We start from the raw sequence: 18,255 nt of genomic DNA on the forward strand, positions 1-18,255 counted from the left end.
GCCGAAGGCCCGAAGGGACAGGGTCGCGGCTGGAAAGCCGCTCCCACAGGTTGGGACAACAGCCGATGCTAGAATCCCAAAGGATTTTGGCGTCCTAGCGTCCCAGCCTCCTAGCATCCCAGCAGGAAGTTACTTGGAAGCAAAACCCTCTGTGGGGTTTCCTCGGTCGCCCGTTCCTTCCTGGGCCGTGCCCCCGTCAACGCGCGCCGATGGCTCCCCCCGGGCAGGGTTTCGGAAACGGGCCAGCCGCGACCTGTCTTGGTTTTCCCAAAAAATGCGGGAAAGCGCGTCCCGAAGGTCAAGACGACGGGGCGACCGGCCGATACCGAAGGGCGGTTCCGCCGCCGTTTCGTCTCTTCGTCGCCATCCGGGAACCGCAGGGAGGAGCTCCATGCGTATCGGCATCCAGGCCAAGGTGTGCGGGTTTCTGACGATCGTGCTCGTGCTCGCCTTCGGGGCGAGCACGTGGGTGAGCACGGCGGGGGCCGTCCGGGCCCTGGGGGCGCTGGGCGAAAAGAGCGCCAGGGCCCTGGAGGCCGCCGGCGTCGCCCGGGCCCGAAGCGTGTTCTCGAGCCTGGAGGCGGGGACCAGGGGCTCGGTGGAGCGCGGCGAGATGGGCGTGTTCGAGGAACTCCTGTCGGACCTCGGGACCGTGGAGGGCGTGGTGGAGGTGGGGCTCACCGACCCCGAGCGCAAGATCGCCTACGCGAGCCGCGAGGAGTCGGTGGATCGGGAATTCGACGCCGGGGCGTTCCGAAAGGCCGCGGCCGCCACCGAGCCCGTGGAGATCCCCGAGGGCAACGAGATCACGGTGATCCGGGCCCACCGGTACGAGGAGCGGTGCCTCGAATGCCACGACGGGGTGAAGCCCGGCGACTTGGCGGGAGCGCTCTACGTGCGGTTCAGCGTGGCCGACGTGGCGAAGGCCCGGGAGGAGACGGTGGCCTTCGTGGCCGGGGCCCGGCGGGCCGGCATCCGCACCGGGGCGGTGGCGGGCCTCGCGGGGCTCGTGGCGGCCGCGCTTGGCACGTGGTTCCTCCAGGCCGGGCTCGTGACCCGGCGGATCCGGCGGTTCGTGGCGCTCTTAAAGGACATGGCCGAGGGGGAGGGGGATCTGACGAAGCGGCTGCCCCTCAAGTATGTGGACTGTTCGAAGGTGATGGAATGCGGCCACGGGGAGTGCGCCTCGTTCGGCAAGCGGGAGGCTTGCTGGAGCCATGTGGGGTCCATGCAGGCCGTCAGGGAGAAGATCCAGTGCCCGACGGTGCTCTCGGGCAAGGTGACGTCCTGTGAGACGTGTGAGGTGTTCCGCGCGGCCGAGCGCGACGAGTTCGACGAGTTGGCCAACTGGTTCAACATCTTCGCCGACAAGATCCGGTACACGGTGGACCAGGTGAAGGCCTCGGCGGCCGAGATGGCGGCGGCGAGCCAGCAGCTTTCGGCGACCACCGCCCAGATCGCCTCGAGCAACGAGGAGGTGTCGCAGCAGACCCAGGCCCTGGCGGCGAGCGGCGAGGAGATGGGAGCCACGGTGCACGAGGTGGCGCGGAACGCCTCGGGGGTGGCCGAGGCCTCGGGCCGGGCCCGGGAGAAGGCCTTGGAGGCCGCCGGGAAGGTGGGCGAGACCGAGGAGGCCCTGGAGCGGATCGCCGAGGTGGTGGCCGGGGCCGGCCGGGTGGTGGAGGGCCTGGGGGCCGAGGCCGAAAAGATCGACGTGGTGATCCGCACCATCGAGGACATCGCGGACCAGACGAACCTGCTGGCCCTGAACGCGGCGATCGAGGCGGCCCGGGCGGGGGAGCACGGCCGGGGGTTCGCGGTGGTGGCCGACGAGGTGCGAAAGCTCGCCGAGAAGACCGTGAAGGCCACCCAGGAGATCGCGCGGACCATCGCGGGGATCCAGGGGGAGACCCAGAAGGCCGTGGCGGCCATGGGCGAAGGGGTGCGGGAGGTGGAGGCGGGGAAGGCCCTGGGGCAGGGGGCGGCCGGGGCGATGGCCGAGGTGGAGGCCGAGGCGTCGGGGGCGGCGGCCCAGGTGGAGCAGATCGCGGCGGCCACCGAGGAGCTCACGGCCACCATCGAGAACCTGGCGACGAACCTCGACCAGATCGCCCAAGGGGTGGGGGAGAACACCCGGGCCGGCGACGAGATTGCCCGCACGGCCGAGACCGTGGCCCGGAAGGCCGACGAACTGCGCAGCCTCACCGAACGGTTCCGCACGTAACGGCGCAGGGGATCCCCGGGCCGACGGCCTTAAGGGATGTTGTCGCGGCGTGGAAGCCGCTCCCACGGGTTGAAACAGCCGCTGACGCTGGAATCCAAAAGGATTTTAGCGTCCTAGCATCCCGGCCTCCCAGCGTCCTAGCAGGAAGTTACTTGGAAGCTCCGTAGGCCACGAGGCGCGGCCTGTTCGCAAGAACAATAACTTCCGCCTCGGCCACACGGTGGGCCGGGGCCGTCTGGACCACGGGACCGACGACCGCGGACCGAAGTTGCTTGGAAGGAGCCACATCATGCAGTGGGAAGCCAAGATGGCCACGGGCGTTGCCAAGGTGGACGCCCAGCACAAAGAGCTCATCCGCCAGGTGAACGAGCCCCTGGACGCCATGAGGGAAGGCAAGGGCCGCCAGATCATCGGTGACGTGCTGGCGTTCCTGGGGAAGTACGCCGTGGAGCACTTCGCCGCCGAGGAGGCCCTGATGCAGCGGCACGGCTACCCGGGCTACGCCGAGCACAAGGCGATCCACGAGGCGTTCAAAAGGGACTTCGGGGCGCTCGCGGCCGAGTACGATCGGAACCCGGAGAAGCTCTCCGTCACCATTCAGGTGCAGCGCCGGGTGATGGACTGGCTCCGGGGCCATATTCTGGGCACGGACCAGGAGATGGGCGCGTTCCTGCGGGGGAAGGGCGTGGTCTGAAGGACCGGGCCGCGAGGCGATCCCCGACGGGCCGGCCCGGAGAGGGCCGGCCCGTTGCCGTCGGGGGCGTTTTACCGGAGGGAACCGGTGAACAGGTAGTCGTTGCCGGCGGCCTTGCCGTGGCAGTTGATGCAGCCGGCCACCTTTCCGGCCTTCTGCACGGCGCCGTTCGGGCCGTACTTAGCCCAGAACCAGTCGCCTGCGGAGGGGTTGTACCCTTGCACCTTCCACATCACGGTCACAGCGGCGAGTTGGCGCTGGGGCGTGTAGTTCTCCTTCACCACGATGGCCCCCGGGGGCATCGTTCCCTTCTTCCCCTGGATCGCCCCCAGGGCGAGGTCGTTCACGTACGTTGTGAGCAGCATGCCGTGGGGTTCCCGGCCCTGGTAGAACTTGCCTTTGCCGGGCCAGATCTTCCAGGTGGCGGCGTAGTTCTCCGCTTTGAGGCTCGCCCAAAGGGCGGTCGCCGAAACGTCCTTCGGCTGGGATTGGCGGGCCGCGAGGCCGGCGCAGGCGGCGAGGGTCAACGCGAGCAGGCCGATCAACGTGCGGTTCATGGGGACCTCCTTTGGGGGCACGGGACTCGGGACTCGGGACTCGGGACTCGGCGGTGGGTCGGGCGGGCCGGCCCAACCTTTCATCCGGGTCCCACTTTGCCCCCGTCCGGCCCCCTGTCAAGGCGCCGCGGCCGGGCTCGCCTCGATCCGGTAGCCGGCCTGGAGCAGGGCGGCGGTGAGCCGGCCGATGTGGTCGAAGCCCCGGGTTTCCACCTCCACCTCCACCCGGGTGCGGCCCAGGGGCAGGTCTACGCTCAGGCGGTCGTGGAAGATGTGGAGGATGTTCCCCTGCTCCCGGGCCACGACCGAGAGGAGATCGTGCAGGGAGCCGGGGCTGTCATCGAGCACCACCCGGAACCGCAGGATCCGCCCCGTGCGCATGAGGCCCTGCTCCAGGATGCGGTCGAGCACGTTGAGATCCAGGTTCCCCCCGCTCACCACGAGAACGATGCGCCGGCCCTCGACCCGTTCGGGCGGGGCGGCCATGAGGGCCGCGACGGGCACGGCGCCGGCCCCCTCGGCCAGCAGTTTCTTGCGCTCGAGGAGCGTCACCACGGCCAGGGCGATCCGGCTCTCCTCCACCAGCAGCACCTCGTCCATGGCCTGCCGGAGCACCCGGAACGGCCGCTCCCCGACCCGGGGCACCCGGATGCCGTCGGCCAGGGTGCGCTCGGCCGAAACCTCCACGGGTTCGCCCGTTCGCAGGGCCTCCAGGGCGGCCGGGCAGGCCTGGGTCTGGACCCCCACGATCCGGGCCCCGGGAAGCCGGTCTTTCACCGCCAGGGTCACGCCGGCCGCGAGCCCCCCACCGCCCACCGGAACCCACACCTCGTCGAAGGCCTCGAGCTGCCGAAGGATCTCGAGGCCCACGGTGCCCTGGCCCGCGATCACGTCGTCGTCGTCGAAGGGATGGAGGAACGTGTAGCCCTCCTGGGCAAGCTCCCACGCCCTCTCCAGGGCCTCGGCCACGGTTTTCCCGTGGAGGAGGACCCGGGCCCCGTAATCCCGGGTGGCCACCTGTTTCGAGATCGAAGCGCCCTCGGGCATGACCACGGTGGAGGGGATGCCCAGTTCCGCCGCGGCGAGCGCCACGCCCTGGGCGTGGTTTCCGGCCGAAGCGGCCACCACGCCGTTCGGGCCCACCTGGTCGCGGATCCGCCAGAGTTTGTGAGCGGCGCCGCGCACCTTGAACGAACCCGTGCGCTGGAGGTTCTCGAGCTTGAGAAACACCTCGGCCCCCGTCTGGCGGCTGAGCTGCTCCGACCGCAGGAGCGGGGTGGGGGGAAACCGTCGGGAGACGATCTCCATGGCTTCCTGGATGCGTGCGATATCCAACATGGGTGAGGCTTCCTCCTGGGAGCATGACGCGCGGTGTGTTTCTCGCCATCCGGAAGGGGCGCGAAGCATACCCCTTCGGCCGCCGACGGTAAACCGCACCCCCGGCACGATGCGTGCATTGTTTCACAACCGGAACCGAAAAAGCGCGCCCCGTCACCCCGCGACGGGCGCTCGGAACGCGTTCCCCGGCAGAAAGGATGCGCCGGGCGCCCCAAGGCCGCGGCGACGGGGCGCCGCCCGCGGGATCGCAACGTGCGGGCCATGGTGCGAACGTTGCGCTCCCAACGGGTTTGGCCGTCGAGCCTTCGAGCCTTCCGGACTTCGCGCGCAATCCAGGGAGGTGTGAAATGACGCGGTATGCAGGGTGGGGGTTGTGGATTTTGGCGCTCACGCTGGGAGGCCTGGCGCACGGGTGGGCTGAGGACTTCCGCTCCTCCGAGGCGGTGGGCGAGGAGCGGCCCTGGATCGTGGTTCCGACGATGCAGGTGGAGGATCTGGCCGCGCGCCTGGGGGAGGAGGGGCTCGTCGTGATCGACGTGACCTGTAGGGAACGGCGCGGCCGCCTCTCCGGGCAGATCCCCGGGGCTGTGTGGCGGGACTGCACCCGGGTGGAGGAATGGGCGCCCGAGTTCCGAAAGGATCAGTTCCTGGTCGTGTACTGCGCCTGACTCGAGAAGCCCAAAAGCGCCCGGGTGGTGCAAAAACTCCAAAAGCTTGGTTTCACCAACGCCTTCCACCTGGACGGGGGGTGGTTGGCTTGGAAGCGCGCCGGCTACCCGGTGGAGCCGCTGCCCTCGTCCTGGTCCGACGAGGGGGCCGGCCGCAGGTGATCGCGGAGCCGGCGGGTCTCCTCCACGATGATCGACCCGGGGATCGTGCGGGTGAGCGAGAGCCCCACCTGGTCCCCCTCGACGCGGACCACGGTGCCCTGGACCCGGGCCCAACGGCCCGTGGGGAACTCCACCCGCCCCTCCACCTCGTCGCCGGGGGAGAACCCGTCCCCGGCCCGGAACCGGATCCCCTCCTCCGAGGCGTCGAGCACCTCGAACCACCGGGGTTCGGCCTCCCCCCCGCCGCCCAGGACCCCGAACCGGGGCCGCTCCCCCTCCGGGTAGTGGATCCGGTAGGTCTCCCGCCGGTTTCCGGCCAGGTACCGCTCCAGGTCGAACCCCCGCTTCCGGCGGGTGCGCTCCCGGGCCAGGCTGGAGCCCAGGAGCGCAAGCGCGGCGATCCCCAGGAAGAAAACGCCGGCGAAGTACCGGGCGGCGTCCGGGGAGTCGGCGAACCGGGTGGCCTTGAGCCAGGCGGCAACCCCCAAGCCCACCACGAGAAGGACGAGCGCGGCGCGTCGTAGCACGGTTCCTTTCCTCCTTCGGCCCGATCGGGTGTTTCCCCTCCTATCGGCACAAGGACCCGAAAACCCAAGGCCGGGGTGCAACCAACGGGTCGCTGTGGCAAAATGCCCGCCGTTTCGGGAACGGGGGGAGAGGAGGCGGAGGATGCGGGTGCGGGTGGAAGGGCGGAAGGCCATCGTGGGGCGGCTCGAACGCGGGGACGATCTCCTGGAGGGGCTCACCCGGGTGTGCCGCGAGGAGGGCGTGCGGCTGGGGCGCATCGAGGCCCTGGGAGCGGTGGAGCGGGCGGTGGTCGGCTTCTACGACCAGGCGGCGTACGAGTACCGCTACCACGAGCTCGACGAACCGCTGGAGATCCTCTGCCTCGTGGGAAACGTGTCGCTCAAAGACGGCGAGCCCATGGTGCACGCCCACCTGACCCTGAGCGACGCCCAAGGGAGGGCCTTCGGGGGGCACCTCGCGGCCGGCACCCGGGTGTTCGCCTGCGAGTTCGCGATCGAGCCCCTGGAGGGCGCAGAGCTCCATCGGGGCTTCCACGAGCCGACGCGGCTTCCCCTGTGGACCCGGGCGACCCGGTAGGGGGCTGGAGGTTCGGGCCCGGAACACGGGTCCTGCCGGCCTGACGGTCCTTGGGGGCCGGTGAGGGGACTGGGGTGTTTCGACTGGCCAAGACCGTTTCCGCCATCGTGCTCGACCCGCTGTGCGCCGCCCTGGGGCTTGGGCTCGTGGCGGTTCTGGCCTTCCGGCGCCGGCCCCGGGCGGCCCGGGTGCTCCTGGCCCTCGGGGGGCTCGGGCTCTGGGCGCTGGGGACCGCGCCGGTGGCCGAGCGGCTCGTGGGGCCCCTGGAGCGGGCCTATCCGCCCCCGTCGCCCGACGTCCGGGCGGACGCCGCGGTGGTGCTCGGGGGGGCCGTGGACCTTCGGCACTCCACCCCGGAGCGGGTGGAGCTCTACCACCGGGCGGAGAGGATCCTGGAGGGGATCCGCCTCTGGCGCGAGGGCCGGGTGCGGCTCCTCGTGTTCTCCGGGGGGAGCGGCGACCCCGACCTGCCCGACACGAACGAGGCGGGGTACATGGCCGCGTTGGCCCGGCGCCTCGGGGTTCCGGAGTCCGCCATCCGGGTGCAGGCGAAGAGCCGCACCACGGCCGAGGACGCCCGGTACACCGTGCCGCTCCTGCGGCAGTGGGGGGTGGAGACGTTTTTCCTGGTGACCACGGCCATGGACCTGCCCCGGGCCGTGGCCTGCTTCCGGAAAGAGGGCGCCGAACCCGTGCCGTACCCGGTGGACTACCGGGTGACCCCCCCGGGCCGCGGGTGGCGCCGGTGGATCCCGGGGGTCTCGACGCTGTCGCTCTCGGACGAGGCAATCCACGAATACGTGGGCTACGCCGTGTACTGGCTCACGGGGAAACTCTGAAGGGAATGGCCCAGGAGGAACCCTTGACCCTGACGGTCCGCGTGGTGGGCTGGCCCGAGGCCGAGGAGGCCGCGACCCGGGTGCGCACCGAGGTGTTCGTGCACGAGCAGGGGGTGCCGCCCGAGATCGAGATGGACGACCTCGATCCGGCCTGCGCCCACGCCCTGGCCGAGGACGCCGCGGGCCGGCCCGTGGGCACGGGGCGGCTCCTTCCCGACGGCCGGGTGGGCCGCATGGCGGTGCTCCGGGCCTGGCGGGGCCGGGGCGTGGGCCGACGGATCCTCGAGGCCCTGGAGGCCGAGGCCCGGCGGCGGGGCATGAAGACCCTGCGGCTCCACGCCCAGGTCGCGGCCCGGGGGTTTTACGAGAAGCTCGGCTACCGGGCCCACGGCCCGGTGTTCCAGGAGGCCGGCATCCCCCACGTGGAGATGGAGAAGGACCTCAACTGAGTCAACCGGCGGCCTCTTCCCGGGGGATTTCACCACGGAGGGCACGGAGAGCACGGAGAAGGGGGGGCGGGTGCCGATGTGGGAGCGGCGTCCACGCCGCGATCCGGGCCGAAGGCCCGCGCACCGCGATCCAGGGTTTGGAGCGCGGAAACGGGGAGGGGCCCCAGCCACGGAAGGTCCCGGGAGGCGCCAAGTGGCCAAACCATTCGCGATTCACGACTTCACGATTCACGGCACTTGAGCTTCCCAGCCTCCCAGCTTCCTAGCCTACAAGCCGCCCAGCCGCGCGAGTGAAGCGAGCCATGACCACCCACGCACTACGGCGGGTCTCGGACCTGCTCGAGATGATCAAGTTTAGCCACACGATCTTCGCCCTGCCGTTCGCGCTCACCGGCATGGTGCTGGCGGCGGGCGGGGTGCCCTCGGCCGGCACCGTGCTGGGGATCGTGGCCGCCATGGTGGGCGCCCGCACGGCGGCCATGGCCTGGAACCGGCTGGCCGACGCCGACATCGACGCCAAAAACCCCCGCACGGCCGGCCGCCACATCCCGGCCGGGGTCGTGGGGCGGGGCGAGGCCTGGGCCCTGGTGGCGGGGGGCGTGGTGCTCCTGGAGGCCGCGGCCTGGTTCCTGAACCCCCTGTGCCTTCGGCTCTCGCCCCTGGCGCTCGCGGTGATCTTCCTCTACCCCTACACCAAGCGGTTCACCTGGCTGTGCCACTACCTCCTGGGGCTTGCGCTGGCGGCGGCGCCGCTCGGGGCGTGGATCGCCGTGACCGGCCGGTGGAGCTGGCGGATCGTGCCCCTGGGGCTCGCCGTGCTCCTGTGGACCGCGGGGTTCGACGTGCTCTACGCCCTGCAGGACCTGGAGTTCGACCGGGCCGAGGGGCTCCACAGTGTGCCCCAGCGGTGGGGCAAGGGCCGGGCCCTCCGGCTCGCGGCCCGGCTCCACCTGGCCATGTTCGCGCTCCTCGCGCTCCAGGTGCCGCTCTTTGGCCTCGGCGGCTGGTACCTCCTGGGGCTCGTCGTGACGGCCGTTCTGCTCCTCTACGAGCACGCCCTCGTGACCCCCTACGACCTCTCCCGGCTCGACACCGCCTTCTTCACCATGAACGGGGTGGTGGGCGTGGTGGTGTTCCTGGCCACCTTCCTCGACGTGGTGACCCGATGAGCGCGGGCGCCCTGGAACGGGTCCGGGCCAAGGTCGAGGCCGGCGAGCGGCTCGACGAGGCCGACGCCCTGGCCCTTCTGACCACCGACGATCTCCTCACGGTGGGGGAACTGGCCGACCGGGCCAACCGGGTCCGAAACGGCCTGCGGGTGTTCTTCAACGTGAACCGCCACATCAATCCCACGAACGTGTGCGTGAACCGCTGCCGGTTCTGCGCCTTCAGCCGAAGCCCGGAACAGCCCGGCGCCTACACCCTCTCGGCCGACGAGGTGCTGGGCCGGGCCGCCGAGGCCGACCGGGCCGGTGCGACCGAGGTGCACATCGTGGGCGGGCTCCACCCGGAGTTGCCCTTCGGCTGGTACCGGGACCTCGTGGCCGAGATCCACCGCCGCCATCCCCGGCTCCACATCAAGGGGTTTACGGCCGTGGAGATCGACCACTTCGCCCGGATGGGCGGGGGCTCGGTCGAGACCGTGCTGCGTGAACTCAAAGAGGCGGGCCTCGGGAGCCTTCCCGGCGGCGGCGCCGAGCTCCTGCCCGAGCCGATCCGCAGCCGGATCTGCCCCGAGAAGATCCCCGGGGCCCGGTGGCTCGAGATCATGGAGATCGCCCACGGCCTGGGCCTTCGCTCCAACGCCACCATGCTCTACGGCCACGTGGAGCGCCCCGAGGACCGGGTGGAGCACCTGCGGCTCCTGCGGGACCTCCAGGACCGCACCGGCGGGTTCCAGGCGTTCATCCCGCTTGCGTTCCAGCCGCTCCACTCCGATCTCGCGAAGGGCCGGGGCACCACCGGGTTCGACGATCTCCGAACCCTGGCCGCGGCCCGGCTCTACCTCGACAACTTCCGGCACATCAAGGCGTACTGGGTCATGCTGGGGGAGAAGGTGGCCCAGCTTTCGCTCCACTTCGGGGTGAACGACCTCGATGGCACCGTGGTGGAGGAGAGGATCGCCCACGAGGCCGGGGCCACAAGCCGGGGCGCGCTCACCCGGGACGAGCTCGTGGCCCTGATCGAGGAGGCGGGCCGGGTGCCGGTGGAGCGCGACACCCTGTACCGGCCGGTGGTGCGGGAAGGCGCCGCATGGCGCGTGGCCGCGGAGGCGGCGGCATGAGCCGGGTGGGACGGGCCGAGGCCCTGGATCTCTTCCGGGAGGCGCCGCTCCTGGAACTCGGCCGCCGGGCCGACGAGGTGCGCCGGAGGCTCCACCCCGAGGGCCGGGTCACCTTCGTGGTGGACCGCAACATCAACTTCACCAACGTGTGCACCTGCCAGTGCCGGTTCTGCGCCTTCTACCGGAAGCCCGGGGACCCCGAGGGGTACGTGCTCACCCACGACGAGGTCCTGGCCAAGATCGAGGAACTCGTGGCCCACGGGGGAACCCAGGTGCTCATGCAGGGGGGGCTCCACCCCGACCTCCCCCTGGAGTGGTTCGAGGACCTCTTCCGGAAGATCAAGAAGCGGTTTCCCCAGGTCCAGAACCACAGCCTCTCCCCGGCCGAGATCACCCACCTGGCCCGGATCGCGGGGCTCGACCTCGCCGAGACCCTCCGGCGGTTGCGGGGGGCGGGGCTCGACTCGGTGCCCGGGGGCGGGGCCGAGGTGCTGGTGGACCGGGTGCGGAGGGAGATCAGCCCCAACAAGATCGGGTGGCGTCAGTGGATGGCCGTGATGGAGGAGGCCCACCGCCAGGGCATGCCCACCACGGCCACCCTGATGTTCGGGGCCACCGAGACCGACGAGGACCTGGTGGACCACCTCCTGCGGATCCGGGACCTCCAGGATCGCACCGGCGGGTTCACGGCCTTCATCCCCTGGACCTTCCAGCCCGACCGCACCGAGCTCGGCCGGGCCGAGGGCATCCGCAAGACCGGGGCCGTGCGGTACCTCCGGATGCTCGCGCTCTCGCGGATCGTCCTCGACAACGTGCCCAACCTCCAGGCCTCCTGGGTGACCCAGGGCGACAAGATCGCCCAGGTGGCCCTCAGGTTCGGGGCCAACGACATGGGGGGCACCATGTTGGAGGAGAACGTGGTGGCGGCCACCGGGGTGCGGTTCCGGCTCGACCGGGACCGCCTGGTGGAGCTCATCCGCGACGCCGGGTTCGTGCCGGCCCAGCGCACCACCACCTACGAGATTCTTCGGGAGTTCTAGGCGGATGGGGCGCCCCGGCGTTGCGCCGGCGGCCTCTCTGTTCTAAGATGCAAAAGGCGCGGGAAAGCCGGTTTTCGGCGTCCCGGCCTAAGAGCTTTCCAAGTAACTTCGGCTAGGCGGCTGGGCTGCTCGGCAGCTAGGCGGCTAAGAACATTCGGGGTCCCGGCGCCATCGCGTCGGCTACCCCGTGGGAGCGGCTGCCGTATCAGGGGCCGGAATTCAGGAGTCAGAAGTCAGAGAAACCCCTGTCCTCTGTCGTCTGTCCACCGACTCCCGGCACGGACGCCGCTCCCACCCTAAACCCTGACTCGGACGTTACAGTCCTGCGCAGCGGGGCCCCGAAGGGGCCCTAGGGACTTCCAGTTTTCTAGCTTTCCAGCCTGTAAGGAGACGGCCATGGGCCAAGGCAAATACCCGGGAGAGGGGAGGGAGCGTCGCCGGGACCCGCGGGTGGAGGCGACGTTTCCGCTACGGGTGTCGGAGGACGGCGAGGGGGTCAAGGCCGAGTCGATCAACATCTCGACCCGGGGCCTCTACTGCCGCGTGCCGCGGCACGTGAATCTCTTTTCCAAGCTCCGGGTGGCCCTGGACCTCCCCATGGGCGACGGCCGCCACGAGACCCTGGAGTGCGACGGGGTCGTGGTGCGGGTGGACCCCGAACGCGAAACCCCCGGCATGCGCGAGTACCGCCTGGCCATCTACTTCCTGAACCTCGACGCCCAGGGCGCCCGGGTGATCGAGGAGTTCCTGGCCGGCACCCAGAACTGACCCCGTCGTTCCCCCCGTGACCCGCCCGCCCCGGTCCCCCCAAGGAGGCCGGGGCGGTTTCGTACCGGTCCGGGTGCCAGGAACCAGAGGACAGAAGACAAAAGACAGGGGTTTCCCCTGATCCCTGTCCTCTGAATTCTGACCCCCGACAGTGGGAGCGCCTTCCAAGGCGCGATCCGGGCCGAAGGCCCGCCGAACGAGCTGTCGCGGCTCGGAGGCTGTTCCCACAGGGTTGGGGGCGAGCGGCATCGCCCGCGCCCGCGAGGTTTTCAGCCGCCCAGCCGCCCAGCCGAAAGCGGCCGGCTTCAGCCCGTTGACAAGGAGGAACCGCACGATGAGCCGACATGCTTACCGGTACACCCCCCGCCCCCTTCAGGTGATGATGTCCCGGAAGTCCACCACGCCCTTTCGCACGGCGTAGAGCACGGTGTCGAGGGCCGACTGTTTGGAGTAGCCGAACCGGCGGGACATGTTGCGCAGCACGTTCTCCGCGAACTCGGTGACGCGGGGGTCCAGGGCAGCGTAGGCCTCGGGTTCGCGCTTTTTCTTGAAGAACGCCTCCACGAGCTTCTGGGCGTCCACCTCCCCGGCGGCCCGGCGGTGGCCCAGGAGCCGCTCGTACTCGGCGGCGAAGGCGGTGAGCACGTTGTCCCGCCGGGAGGTGACCACCGATTTGCCCGGCTCCAGGGTGAGTTCCCCCGAGGCCTGGAGGTCGAGGAACCGCTGGGCGATTTCGTTTCGGAACGCGATGCCGCTTCGGCCCGGGGCGAGGATCGCCTCGATCGACTCCAGGAACGCCTCGTCGGGCTTGTCCACCTTCTCCCCGGACTGGGGGTCCACGTAGGTGTACTTGGGCACCATGATGTGGGCGAAGGCCCGGTTGGCGTGGGCCTTGGCCAGAAGGGCGTGCTGGAGGTAGCGCCGCAGGTCCAGGGCGATCTCGTCGGGGTCGCGGTTCACGGTGGCCACGGTGATCTCCCGGCGGATGATGTCCCAGTAGAGGGCCTGGGCCACCCGGGCGAGCCCCTCGAAGTCCCCGTACTCGGCCTCCCCCTCCCCGAAGTTCACGAACCCCACCACCCGCGGCGGGATGGGCTTTCGGCCCTTGCGGTACGCGGGGTCGATGGCGAGCCAGTGGTGGAGTTCGGCCCCGCCCTCGAAGATCCGGCGCAGTTGGGCGAAGAACGTGCCCGCGTGCACCCGCAGGCCGTCGGAGTTGGCGATGGTGTCGCGCATGATGTTCTGGAGCTGGCGCACCGAGATGCCGTGGCGGCCCTCGTTGGGGTAGTGCTCCTGGATCAGGGCCCGCATGAAGGCGTCGTCCACGAGCTTGAGTTCCTCGGCCGAGAACACCCCGCTCTGCTCCAGGCTCACCCGGCCGGGATCGGGGGCGATGAGCCGGCCCAGGGCCTCGTCGTCGTGGATGTTGATGCTTCTCTTGATCATCTCGCTCCGGAACGGGTGCCAGTGGGGGAGCTTGCGGATCGTGGCGATGGGGTCCTCGGACCGGCTGGCGTAGATGAAGAGCTTTTGCTCGGGGGTGATGGAGCAAAAGAGCTTCTTCTTGTCCTCGTCCCATTCGGCCGGGGGCTTTAGGGGCGGCAGGAGCCGGGTGAGCACGGCGAAGTAGGCGGCGACCCGCAGGAGGTTCGGGTCCACGTCGTACTTTTGGCGCATGTTCGCGAGGTCCCGCCGCAGGATCTCCGTCTCGGACTGGGCGTCCAGGAGGTAGTTCACCGGGATCTTCTCGATGCGATCGAGGAGCTTGGACGAGGTGAGCTGGCGCTCGAGCTGGGCCATCTCCTCCAGGTTGGTGGTGAGGATCACGGTCGTGTCCACGGCCGTCTGGGTGGCCTCCACCGAGGCCCGGCCGCTCCCGAGGAGCATCAGCAGCGGCTTGTAGTCGCGCTCGGAGGGGCCGTCGGGCCCGATGCCGCCGAAGGCGTCGTGGATGTGCAGCAGACCCCGGTTCGCGGCCACCAGGGCCCCCTGGTACTCCCGGAGCCGGGTGCCGGGCAGGTGCTCGGCCAGCACGGCCCGGTCGTCCCCGCCGAGTTCCACCGGGTGCACCGTGATCCGGAGTTCGCGCATGTCGTCGATGTTGGCGATGCCCTTGGCCTGGGCGTTGGAGAACTCCACCTCCTCCACCCGCACGTACTCCTCGATCACGTCGAACAGGGTCTTCCCGATGTTCCGGGGGTGCAAGAGCAGCGACTCCAGGATGTCGAGGCTTCGCTTGTCGAGATTCGCGTGCTGGAAGTAGGTGGGCACGATGATCTTTTCGTGCTTGCCCCGCCGGGCGTTGATGAGTTCGAAGAGTTCCTGGCGGGGGTGGCGGATGGTGGAGTCCTCCTGGAGGCTCGTGGGAAACAGGAGCACCGGGTTGTGCAGGAACTGGGGCCTGAGTTCCACCACGCGGCCGTTTCGGCCCTCGAATCGGAAGAAGAAGGTGAAGATCGAGGTGTGGTGCTCCTTGGTGTACTCCTCCAGGGCCAGGCTGATCAGGTCCACGATGTTCGTCTTGCCCGAGGCGGGCGGCCCCACGAGCACGATGCCCCGGTTGGGCCCCGACTCCTTGCCCATGGCCTCGATCACGTCCACCACGTGCTTGATGCAGAACTCCTGGCCGAACACGGCGTTGGTGCCGCCGGAGAAGGGGTCCTTGAAGATCTCGTAGCTCAGGGTGGGTTCGCCGCTTCGCACGACGATCCGGAACCCGAAGTGCTCGATGGCCTCCCAGATCAAGGTGGAGCTCGTGCGCAGGGCCTCGTCGGGCTTCTCGACGAGGTAGTCCACGAACTCGGAAAACCGGAGGCTTCGTTTGCGAAACCTCCCGAGCAGGCTGCGGAACTCTTCGTGGTGCATGACGGGCCTCATGGGGACGGCTGGAAAGCTAGACGGCTAGACGGCGAGGCGGCTGGGCGGCCCAAAACCCTCGTGATTCTAACGTGGTGGTTTGTCTTCCCCAATGCGTCCTCCCCCTTCTCCGTGCTCTCCGTGTCCTCCGTGGTTCAACCCCCCTACCTTGCCGCGGTCACGCGGCGAGCGCCTTTTCGCCCCGGAGCATCCGGTGGCGGACCTCGTCGAACTCTACCGGCTCCACCTCTTCCTGGGCGTACCGGCCCCCGGCGTAGGTGTGCAGTGACGACCGGGTCATGAGGGCCACCGGGCCCTTCCAGATCCGGTTCAGGTTCCGGAGCGTCGGCCGGATCCAGTCCTGTCGGAGCGCCCGGCCGTCGTCCCGGTGGTAGAGCAGGAGCCCGCCGTCCCGGAACTCGGTGTCCACCACGTAGATCCGGGGCCGGTAGAAGTGCACGTAGAACCGGAGCATCTCCTTTCGGACCTCCTCCGGGTCGAGCCACACCCACCGCTCGTCGGCCCGGTAGGCGTCGGCCGGCCGGATGCCCATCCGCTCGGCCAGGGGACGGGGCAGCCGGTTGAGGTGGAGTTCCTCCACCGCCTCCTTCGTGAGGTAGCGCCGCAGGAACTCGGCGTCGGTGGTGGTGCGCACGATCCGGCCCATGGCCTCGATGGGGTCCACCCCGGTCTCCCGCCGCCAGGTTTCGCGCTTGAGGAGGTCCTTCTCCTCTTGGTACTCCAGGGTGAGCCGCCCGGCCCGCAGGTCGTCCTCGATGCGGCACCAGAGGTTGTAGCCCAGGTGGTAGGGGTTTCGCTGGAAGTAGGGCCGGGGCGCGCACACCCCCGAGAACACCTTGGCGTACTCGATCACCCCCGGGATCACCCGCTCCCGGAAGAGTTCCATCATGATCTTCTTCTCCCAGTACATGGCCCAGCCCTCGTTCATGATCTGGGTGCGGATCACGAACTCCTGGGGCGCCCGGGTGAGATAGAGATAGTCGAGCACCCGCCGCTCGGCCGGGCTCAGGGGGGCGTAGAGCCGCAGGAACCCCAGCACGTCCTGGCACGGGGCCCGGAGCACGTACCCCCGCCGGCCCAGCGCCTGCTGGCGCCGCTTCTCCCGCACCTCCCGCTCGAACGGGGCCTCCTCGGCGGGCTGGAGGAGTTCGGTCAGGGTCGAGAACACGGGGAGGATCGGCCGGGGCTTGGGCGCGGCGTCCTCCCGGCGCACCCGGGCCGAGGGGTGCGCTTCGGACTCCACTGTGTTCTCCAGGTTGTACTGGGACTTGGGGGCCGCGAGGCTCGTGGCCGACTCGCAGGCGTTCCAGAACTCCACGTAGTCCTTGTGGCCCATCTGCTGGCGGGCGAGTTCCACCTTGCGCACCAGGTGGAGCACCCGCTCGGTGCGGTCGGGTTCGGCGTCGCGCAGCACGTTCAGGAGCGAGAACTCGCAGTGGCCCACCACGTGGGCCATGACCGAGGCCTGGATCACCGGGGAGTTGGCGCTGTTGAGGTACGCGTAGGCCGGGTCGCCGGGCTGGACCACCTCGTAGTACAGGGTGGTTTCCTGGCCGGTCTCGATGCGGTGGCGGCGGTGCACCATCCGCTTGCCCTCCCAGAGGTTCAAGGGGCTCGCGGGGTACACGTTCTTTTCGAGAAGCGCCGCGAACTCCAGGCCGTCCAGGAGGAAGAACCGGATCTCCGGCACGGTGCGGCCCATGTCCCGGGCGATCTCCATCACCCGGTCCACGAGCCGGGAGAGCAGGGGGTCGGTGCGCACGCTACGCACGGCGCTCCTCCCCGAAAAGGGTCTGGATCGTGGCCACGGTTTCCTTCTTGTCCTTGATCTGGGCCAGCCGCACGATCGGGTCGGCCGGGAAGGCCTTTTCCACCTCGCGATTGAGGTAGCTAAACCGGCTCGGCTTCACCTCGACGAGCCCGATCCGGTTGCACAGGGGCTTTAGCACCTCGCCCAGCACGGCCACGATGTGGGAGGCGTCGTCCTCGAAGAGTTCCCCGTCGCCGAAGTAGAAGGCGTAGAAGTTGGTGGAGCCCACGTCGTACTCGTTCACGGCCACCTGGCCCACCAGCTCGAACACGGGCGCGGCCTTGGTGCCGCCGGCCGTGCTCACCCGGTAGAACGCCTCGGGCTCCACCTCGTAGGCCTCGACGTCGTGGACGAAGAACCGGTGGTCCACGTTGCCGGCGCCGTAGTTGTAGTCGAGCCAGTGGTGGATGAACCCCACGAGCCGCTTTTCCATCTCGAGCCGCTCGCCCCAGGTGGAGTAGGAGATGTCGCCCATGTAGAACACCACGGCCTTGAACCGGGGCCGCTCGACCCGCTGGGGCACCTTGTAGCGCCGGTCGCGCCGCCGGAACTGGACCTCGTACCGGCCCTCGTCGGGGTCGTACACCCCGAGCCCGATGCTGGAGCGAAGGGCCCGGCGGAATGTGCGGCGCTTGTCGAGCACCACCCCCACCGGCCCGAAGGTCCGAAAGGTGTACGAGAGTTCCTTGATCCGGCCCTGGCCCGTCTTGGTGAGGTTGGGAAGGCCCAGCCGCCGGGCCACGAGTTCCATGAACCGCTCGTAGGGCATGCTGAACCGCAGCCGGTCCTTCTCCCGCCCCGGGCCCCGGCCCCGCCCCCCGGCCCCGGCCCCCGCGTCGTCGTACACGAAGGTGGGGGGCACGATGTCGTCCATCTCGATCACGATGTCCGAGCCGGCGTCGCCCAACCGGTCGAGGTCGCCCTCGTTCACGATGTGCTCCACCAGGTCCTCGAGCTCGTTCTCGATGAAGTCGTTGAAGAGCCCCTCGGACTCGTTGGATTCGATGACGTCTTCGGCCATGGGGGCGCGTCACTCCGCGATGCTCGAGGCGTTCGCCGTGATGGTGAGCGCCTGGTAGGCGCATTTGCCGCAGTAGCCCAGGTGGTCCATCAGGTAGCGCACCGTGGCGTCCAGCTCCTCCTGCTCCTTCGAGTGCACCCCGGCCGCGCTCGAGCCGCTCTTGATCCACCCGAGGAGCTTCACGTTCTCGGTGGCCTTGAACTCGTTTTCGAACACGTAGCGCCGGATCGCGCTCTGGTACGAGGGCTCGTCGGCCAGGAGCACCTGGTACCCCACGCTGGCGATGGCGTCGGAGAGTTCCTTGCGGAACACCTCCTTGTCGGGGATGCCCAGGTACTGCTCGATGGCCTGCATGAACTTCTCGTCGGGCTGCACGTCGGCCTGGGTCACCTCGTGCTTCACCGTGGTGTTGTGCACGTA

The 18,255-nt window shown here is 69.5% G+C and carries 18 protein-coding genes; 11 read left to right on the forward strand and 7 right to left on the reverse strand.

The window, feature by feature from the left end:
- The first annotated feature begins 391 nt into the window (after positions 1-391).
- Both ACY0I8_RS10075 and ACY0I8_RS10080 read left to right on the forward strand, forming a co-directional pair.
- On the forward strand, positions 392-2,224 hold the full coding sequence (locus tag ACY0I8_RS10075) for a methyl-accepting chemotaxis protein (RefSeq protein ID WP_461394642.1): 1,833 nt from the start codon (positions 392-394) through the stop codon (positions 2,222-2,224).
- A 289-nt stretch (positions 2,225-2,513) separates the two neighbouring features.
- Positions 2,514-2,918 (forward strand): bacteriohemerythrin, encoded by a 405-nt coding sequence (locus ACY0I8_RS10080; protein ID WP_461394643.1) that lies wholly within the window; start codon positions 2,514-2,516, stop codon positions 2,916-2,918.
- Positions 2,919-2,989: 71 nt separating this feature from the next.
- Here ACY0I8_RS10080 and ACY0I8_RS10085 read toward each other — a convergent pair whose 3' ends face one another.
- Both ACY0I8_RS10085 and ilvA read right to left on the reverse strand, forming a co-directional pair.
- Positions 2,990-3,475 (reverse strand): cytochrome P460 family protein, encoded by a 486-nt coding sequence (locus ACY0I8_RS10085; RefSeq protein ID WP_461394644.1) that lies wholly within the window; start codon positions 3,473-3,475, stop codon positions 2,990-2,992.
- Positions 3,476-3,592: 117 nt separating this feature from the next.
- Positions 3,593-4,813 carry a threonine ammonia-lyase gene (gene ilvA / locus ACY0I8_RS10090; RefSeq protein WP_461394645.1) on the reverse strand — a complete coding sequence of 407 codons (1,221 nt, stop codon included), beginning with the start codon at positions 4,811-4,813 and terminating at the stop codon, positions 3,593-3,595.
- A 347-nt stretch (positions 4,814-5,160) separates the two neighbouring features.
- Here ilvA and ACY0I8_RS10095 point away from each other — a divergent pair, with 347 nt between their 5' ends.
- Positions 5,161-5,481, forward strand: a complete 321-nt coding sequence (locus ACY0I8_RS10095) for a rhodanese-like domain-containing protein (protein WP_461394646.1) — start codon at positions 5,161-5,163, stop codon at positions 5,479-5,481.
- 27 nt (positions 5,482-5,508) lie between these two features.
- A complete protein-coding gene (locus ACY0I8_RS10100) occupies positions 5,509-5,643 on the forward strand; it encodes a rhodanese-like domain-containing protein (protein WP_461394647.1) in 135 nt (44 codons plus the stop codon).
- On the opposite strand, the gene ACY0I8_RS10105 is transcribed toward ACY0I8_RS10100, so the two are convergent.
- A complete protein-coding gene (locus ACY0I8_RS10105) occupies positions 5,586-6,170 on the reverse strand; it encodes a PilZ domain-containing protein (protein WP_461394648.1) in 585 nt (194 codons plus the stop codon). The two genes, ACY0I8_RS10100 and ACY0I8_RS10105, sit on opposite strands and share 58 nt — an antisense overlap.
- Positions 6,171-6,312: 142 nt before the next feature.
- Between ACY0I8_RS10105 and ACY0I8_RS10110 the strand changes: the two genes are divergently transcribed.
- From ACY0I8_RS10110 to ACY0I8_RS10140, 7 genes are all read left to right on the forward strand, one after another.
- On the forward strand, positions 6,313-6,747 hold the full coding sequence (locus ACY0I8_RS10110; protein WP_461394649.1) for a PPC domain-containing DNA-binding protein: 435 nt from the start codon (positions 6,313-6,315) through the stop codon (positions 6,745-6,747).
- A 74-nt stretch (positions 6,748-6,821) separates the two neighbouring features.
- A complete protein-coding gene (locus ACY0I8_RS10115; RefSeq protein WP_461394650.1) occupies positions 6,822-7,586 on the forward strand; it encodes a YdcF family protein in 765 nt (254 codons plus the stop codon).
- 23 nt (positions 7,587-7,609) lie between these two features.
- Positions 7,610-8,035 carry a GNAT family N-acetyltransferase gene (locus ACY0I8_RS10120; RefSeq protein ID WP_461394651.1) on the forward strand — a complete coding sequence of 142 codons (426 nt, stop codon included), beginning with the start codon at positions 7,610-7,612 and terminating at the stop codon, positions 8,033-8,035.
- Between the two features lie 302 nt (positions 8,036-8,337).
- The gene (locus tag ACY0I8_RS10125) at positions 8,338-9,204 is read left to right on the forward strand and encodes a UbiA-like polyprenyltransferase (RefSeq protein WP_461394652.1); all 867 of its coding nucleotides are present in this window, start codon (positions 8,338-8,340) and stop codon (positions 9,202-9,204) included.
- Positions 9,201-10,319, forward strand: coding sequence for an aminofutalosine synthase MqnE (mqnE, locus tag ACY0I8_RS10130; RefSeq protein ID WP_461394653.1), 1,119 nt, complete (start codon positions 9,201-9,203; stop codon positions 10,317-10,319). Before ACY0I8_RS10125 ends, mqnE begins: the two co-directional genes overlap by 4 nt.
- The gene (gene mqnC / locus ACY0I8_RS10135; RefSeq protein WP_461394654.1) at positions 10,316-11,359 is read left to right on the forward strand and encodes a cyclic dehypoxanthinyl futalosine synthase; all 1,044 of its coding nucleotides are present in this window, start codon (positions 10,316-10,318) and stop codon (positions 11,357-11,359) included. Before mqnE ends, mqnC begins: the two co-directional genes overlap by 4 nt.
- Positions 11,360-11,755: 396 nt before the next feature.
- Positions 11,756-12,127, forward strand: coding sequence for a PilZ domain-containing protein (locus ACY0I8_RS10140; RefSeq protein WP_461394655.1), 372 nt, complete (start codon positions 11,756-11,758; stop codon positions 12,125-12,127).
- Positions 12,128-12,499: 372 nt separating this feature from the next.
- Here the strand turns inward: ACY0I8_RS10140 and ACY0I8_RS10145 are convergent, their stop codons facing one another.
- The 4 genes from ACY0I8_RS10145 to ACY0I8_RS10160 form a co-directional block, all read right to left on the reverse strand.
- Entirely contained in the window at positions 12,500-14,992 is a 2,493-nt protein-coding gene (locus ACY0I8_RS10145; protein ID WP_461394656.1) for a hypothetical protein, read from the reverse strand.
- Positions 14,993-15,161: 169 nt separating this feature from the next.
- Positions 15,162-16,775 carry a SpoVR family protein gene (locus ACY0I8_RS10150; RefSeq protein WP_461394657.1) on the reverse strand — a complete coding sequence of 538 codons (1,614 nt, stop codon included), beginning with the start codon at positions 16,773-16,775 and terminating at the stop codon, positions 15,162-15,164.
- Positions 16,768-17,835 carry a DUF444 family protein gene (locus tag ACY0I8_RS10155; RefSeq protein ID WP_461394658.1) on the reverse strand — a complete coding sequence of 356 codons (1,068 nt, stop codon included), beginning with the start codon at positions 17,833-17,835 and terminating at the stop codon, positions 16,768-16,770. Before ACY0I8_RS10155 ends, ACY0I8_RS10150 begins: the two co-directional genes overlap by 8 nt.
- A gap of 9 nt (positions 17,836-17,844) precedes the next feature.
- Positions 17,845-18,255, reverse strand: a 411-nt coding sequence (locus ACY0I8_RS10160; RefSeq protein WP_461394659.1) for a hypothetical protein, incomplete at its 5' end; no start/stop codon positions are given.

This window comes from Deferrisoma sp. (assembly GCF_054681715.1).

Coding starts and splice junctions, on each gene's coding strand:
- ACY0I8_RS10075 (WP_461394642.1), top strand. CDS start 392: ATGCGTATCGGCATCCAGGCCAAGGTGTGCGGGTTTCTGACGATCGTG.
- ACY0I8_RS10080 (WP_461394643.1), top strand. CDS start 2,514: ATGCAGTGGGAAGCCAAGATGGCCACGGGCGTTGCCAAGGTGGACGCC.
- ACY0I8_RS10085 (WP_461394644.1), bottom strand. CDS start 3,475: ATGAACCGCACGTTGATCGGCCTGCTCGCGTTGACCCTCGCCGCCTGC.
- ilvA (WP_461394645.1), bottom strand. CDS start 4,813: ATGTTGGATATCGCACGCATCCAGGAAGCCATGGAGATCGTCTCCCGA.
- ACY0I8_RS10095 (WP_461394646.1), top strand. CDS start 5,161: ATGACGCGGTATGCAGGGTGGGGGTTGTGGATTTTGGCGCTCACGCTG.
- ACY0I8_RS10110 (WP_461394649.1), top strand. CDS start 6,313: ATGCGGGTGCGGGTGGAAGGGCGGAAGGCCATCGTGGGGCGGCTCGAA.
- ACY0I8_RS10125 (WP_461394652.1), top strand. CDS start 8,338: ATGACCACCCACGCACTACGGCGGGTCTCGGACCTGCTCGAGATGATC.
- mqnE (WP_461394653.1), top strand. CDS start 9,201: ATGAGCGCGGGCGCCCTGGAACGGGTCCGGGCCAAGGTCGAGGCCGGC.
- mqnC (WP_461394654.1), top strand. CDS start 10,316: ATGAGCCGGGTGGGACGGGCCGAGGCCCTGGATCTCTTCCGGGAGGCG.
- ACY0I8_RS10140 (WP_461394655.1), top strand. CDS start 11,756: ATGGGCCAAGGCAAATACCCGGGAGAGGGGAGGGAGCGTCGCCGGGAC.
- ACY0I8_RS10145 (WP_461394656.1), bottom strand. CDS start 14,992: ATGCACCACGAAGAGTTCCGCAGCCTGCTCGGGAGGTTTCGCAAACGA.
- ACY0I8_RS10155 (WP_461394658.1), bottom strand. CDS start 17,835: ATGGCCGAAGACGTCATCGAATCCAACGAGTCCGAGGGGCTCTTCAAC.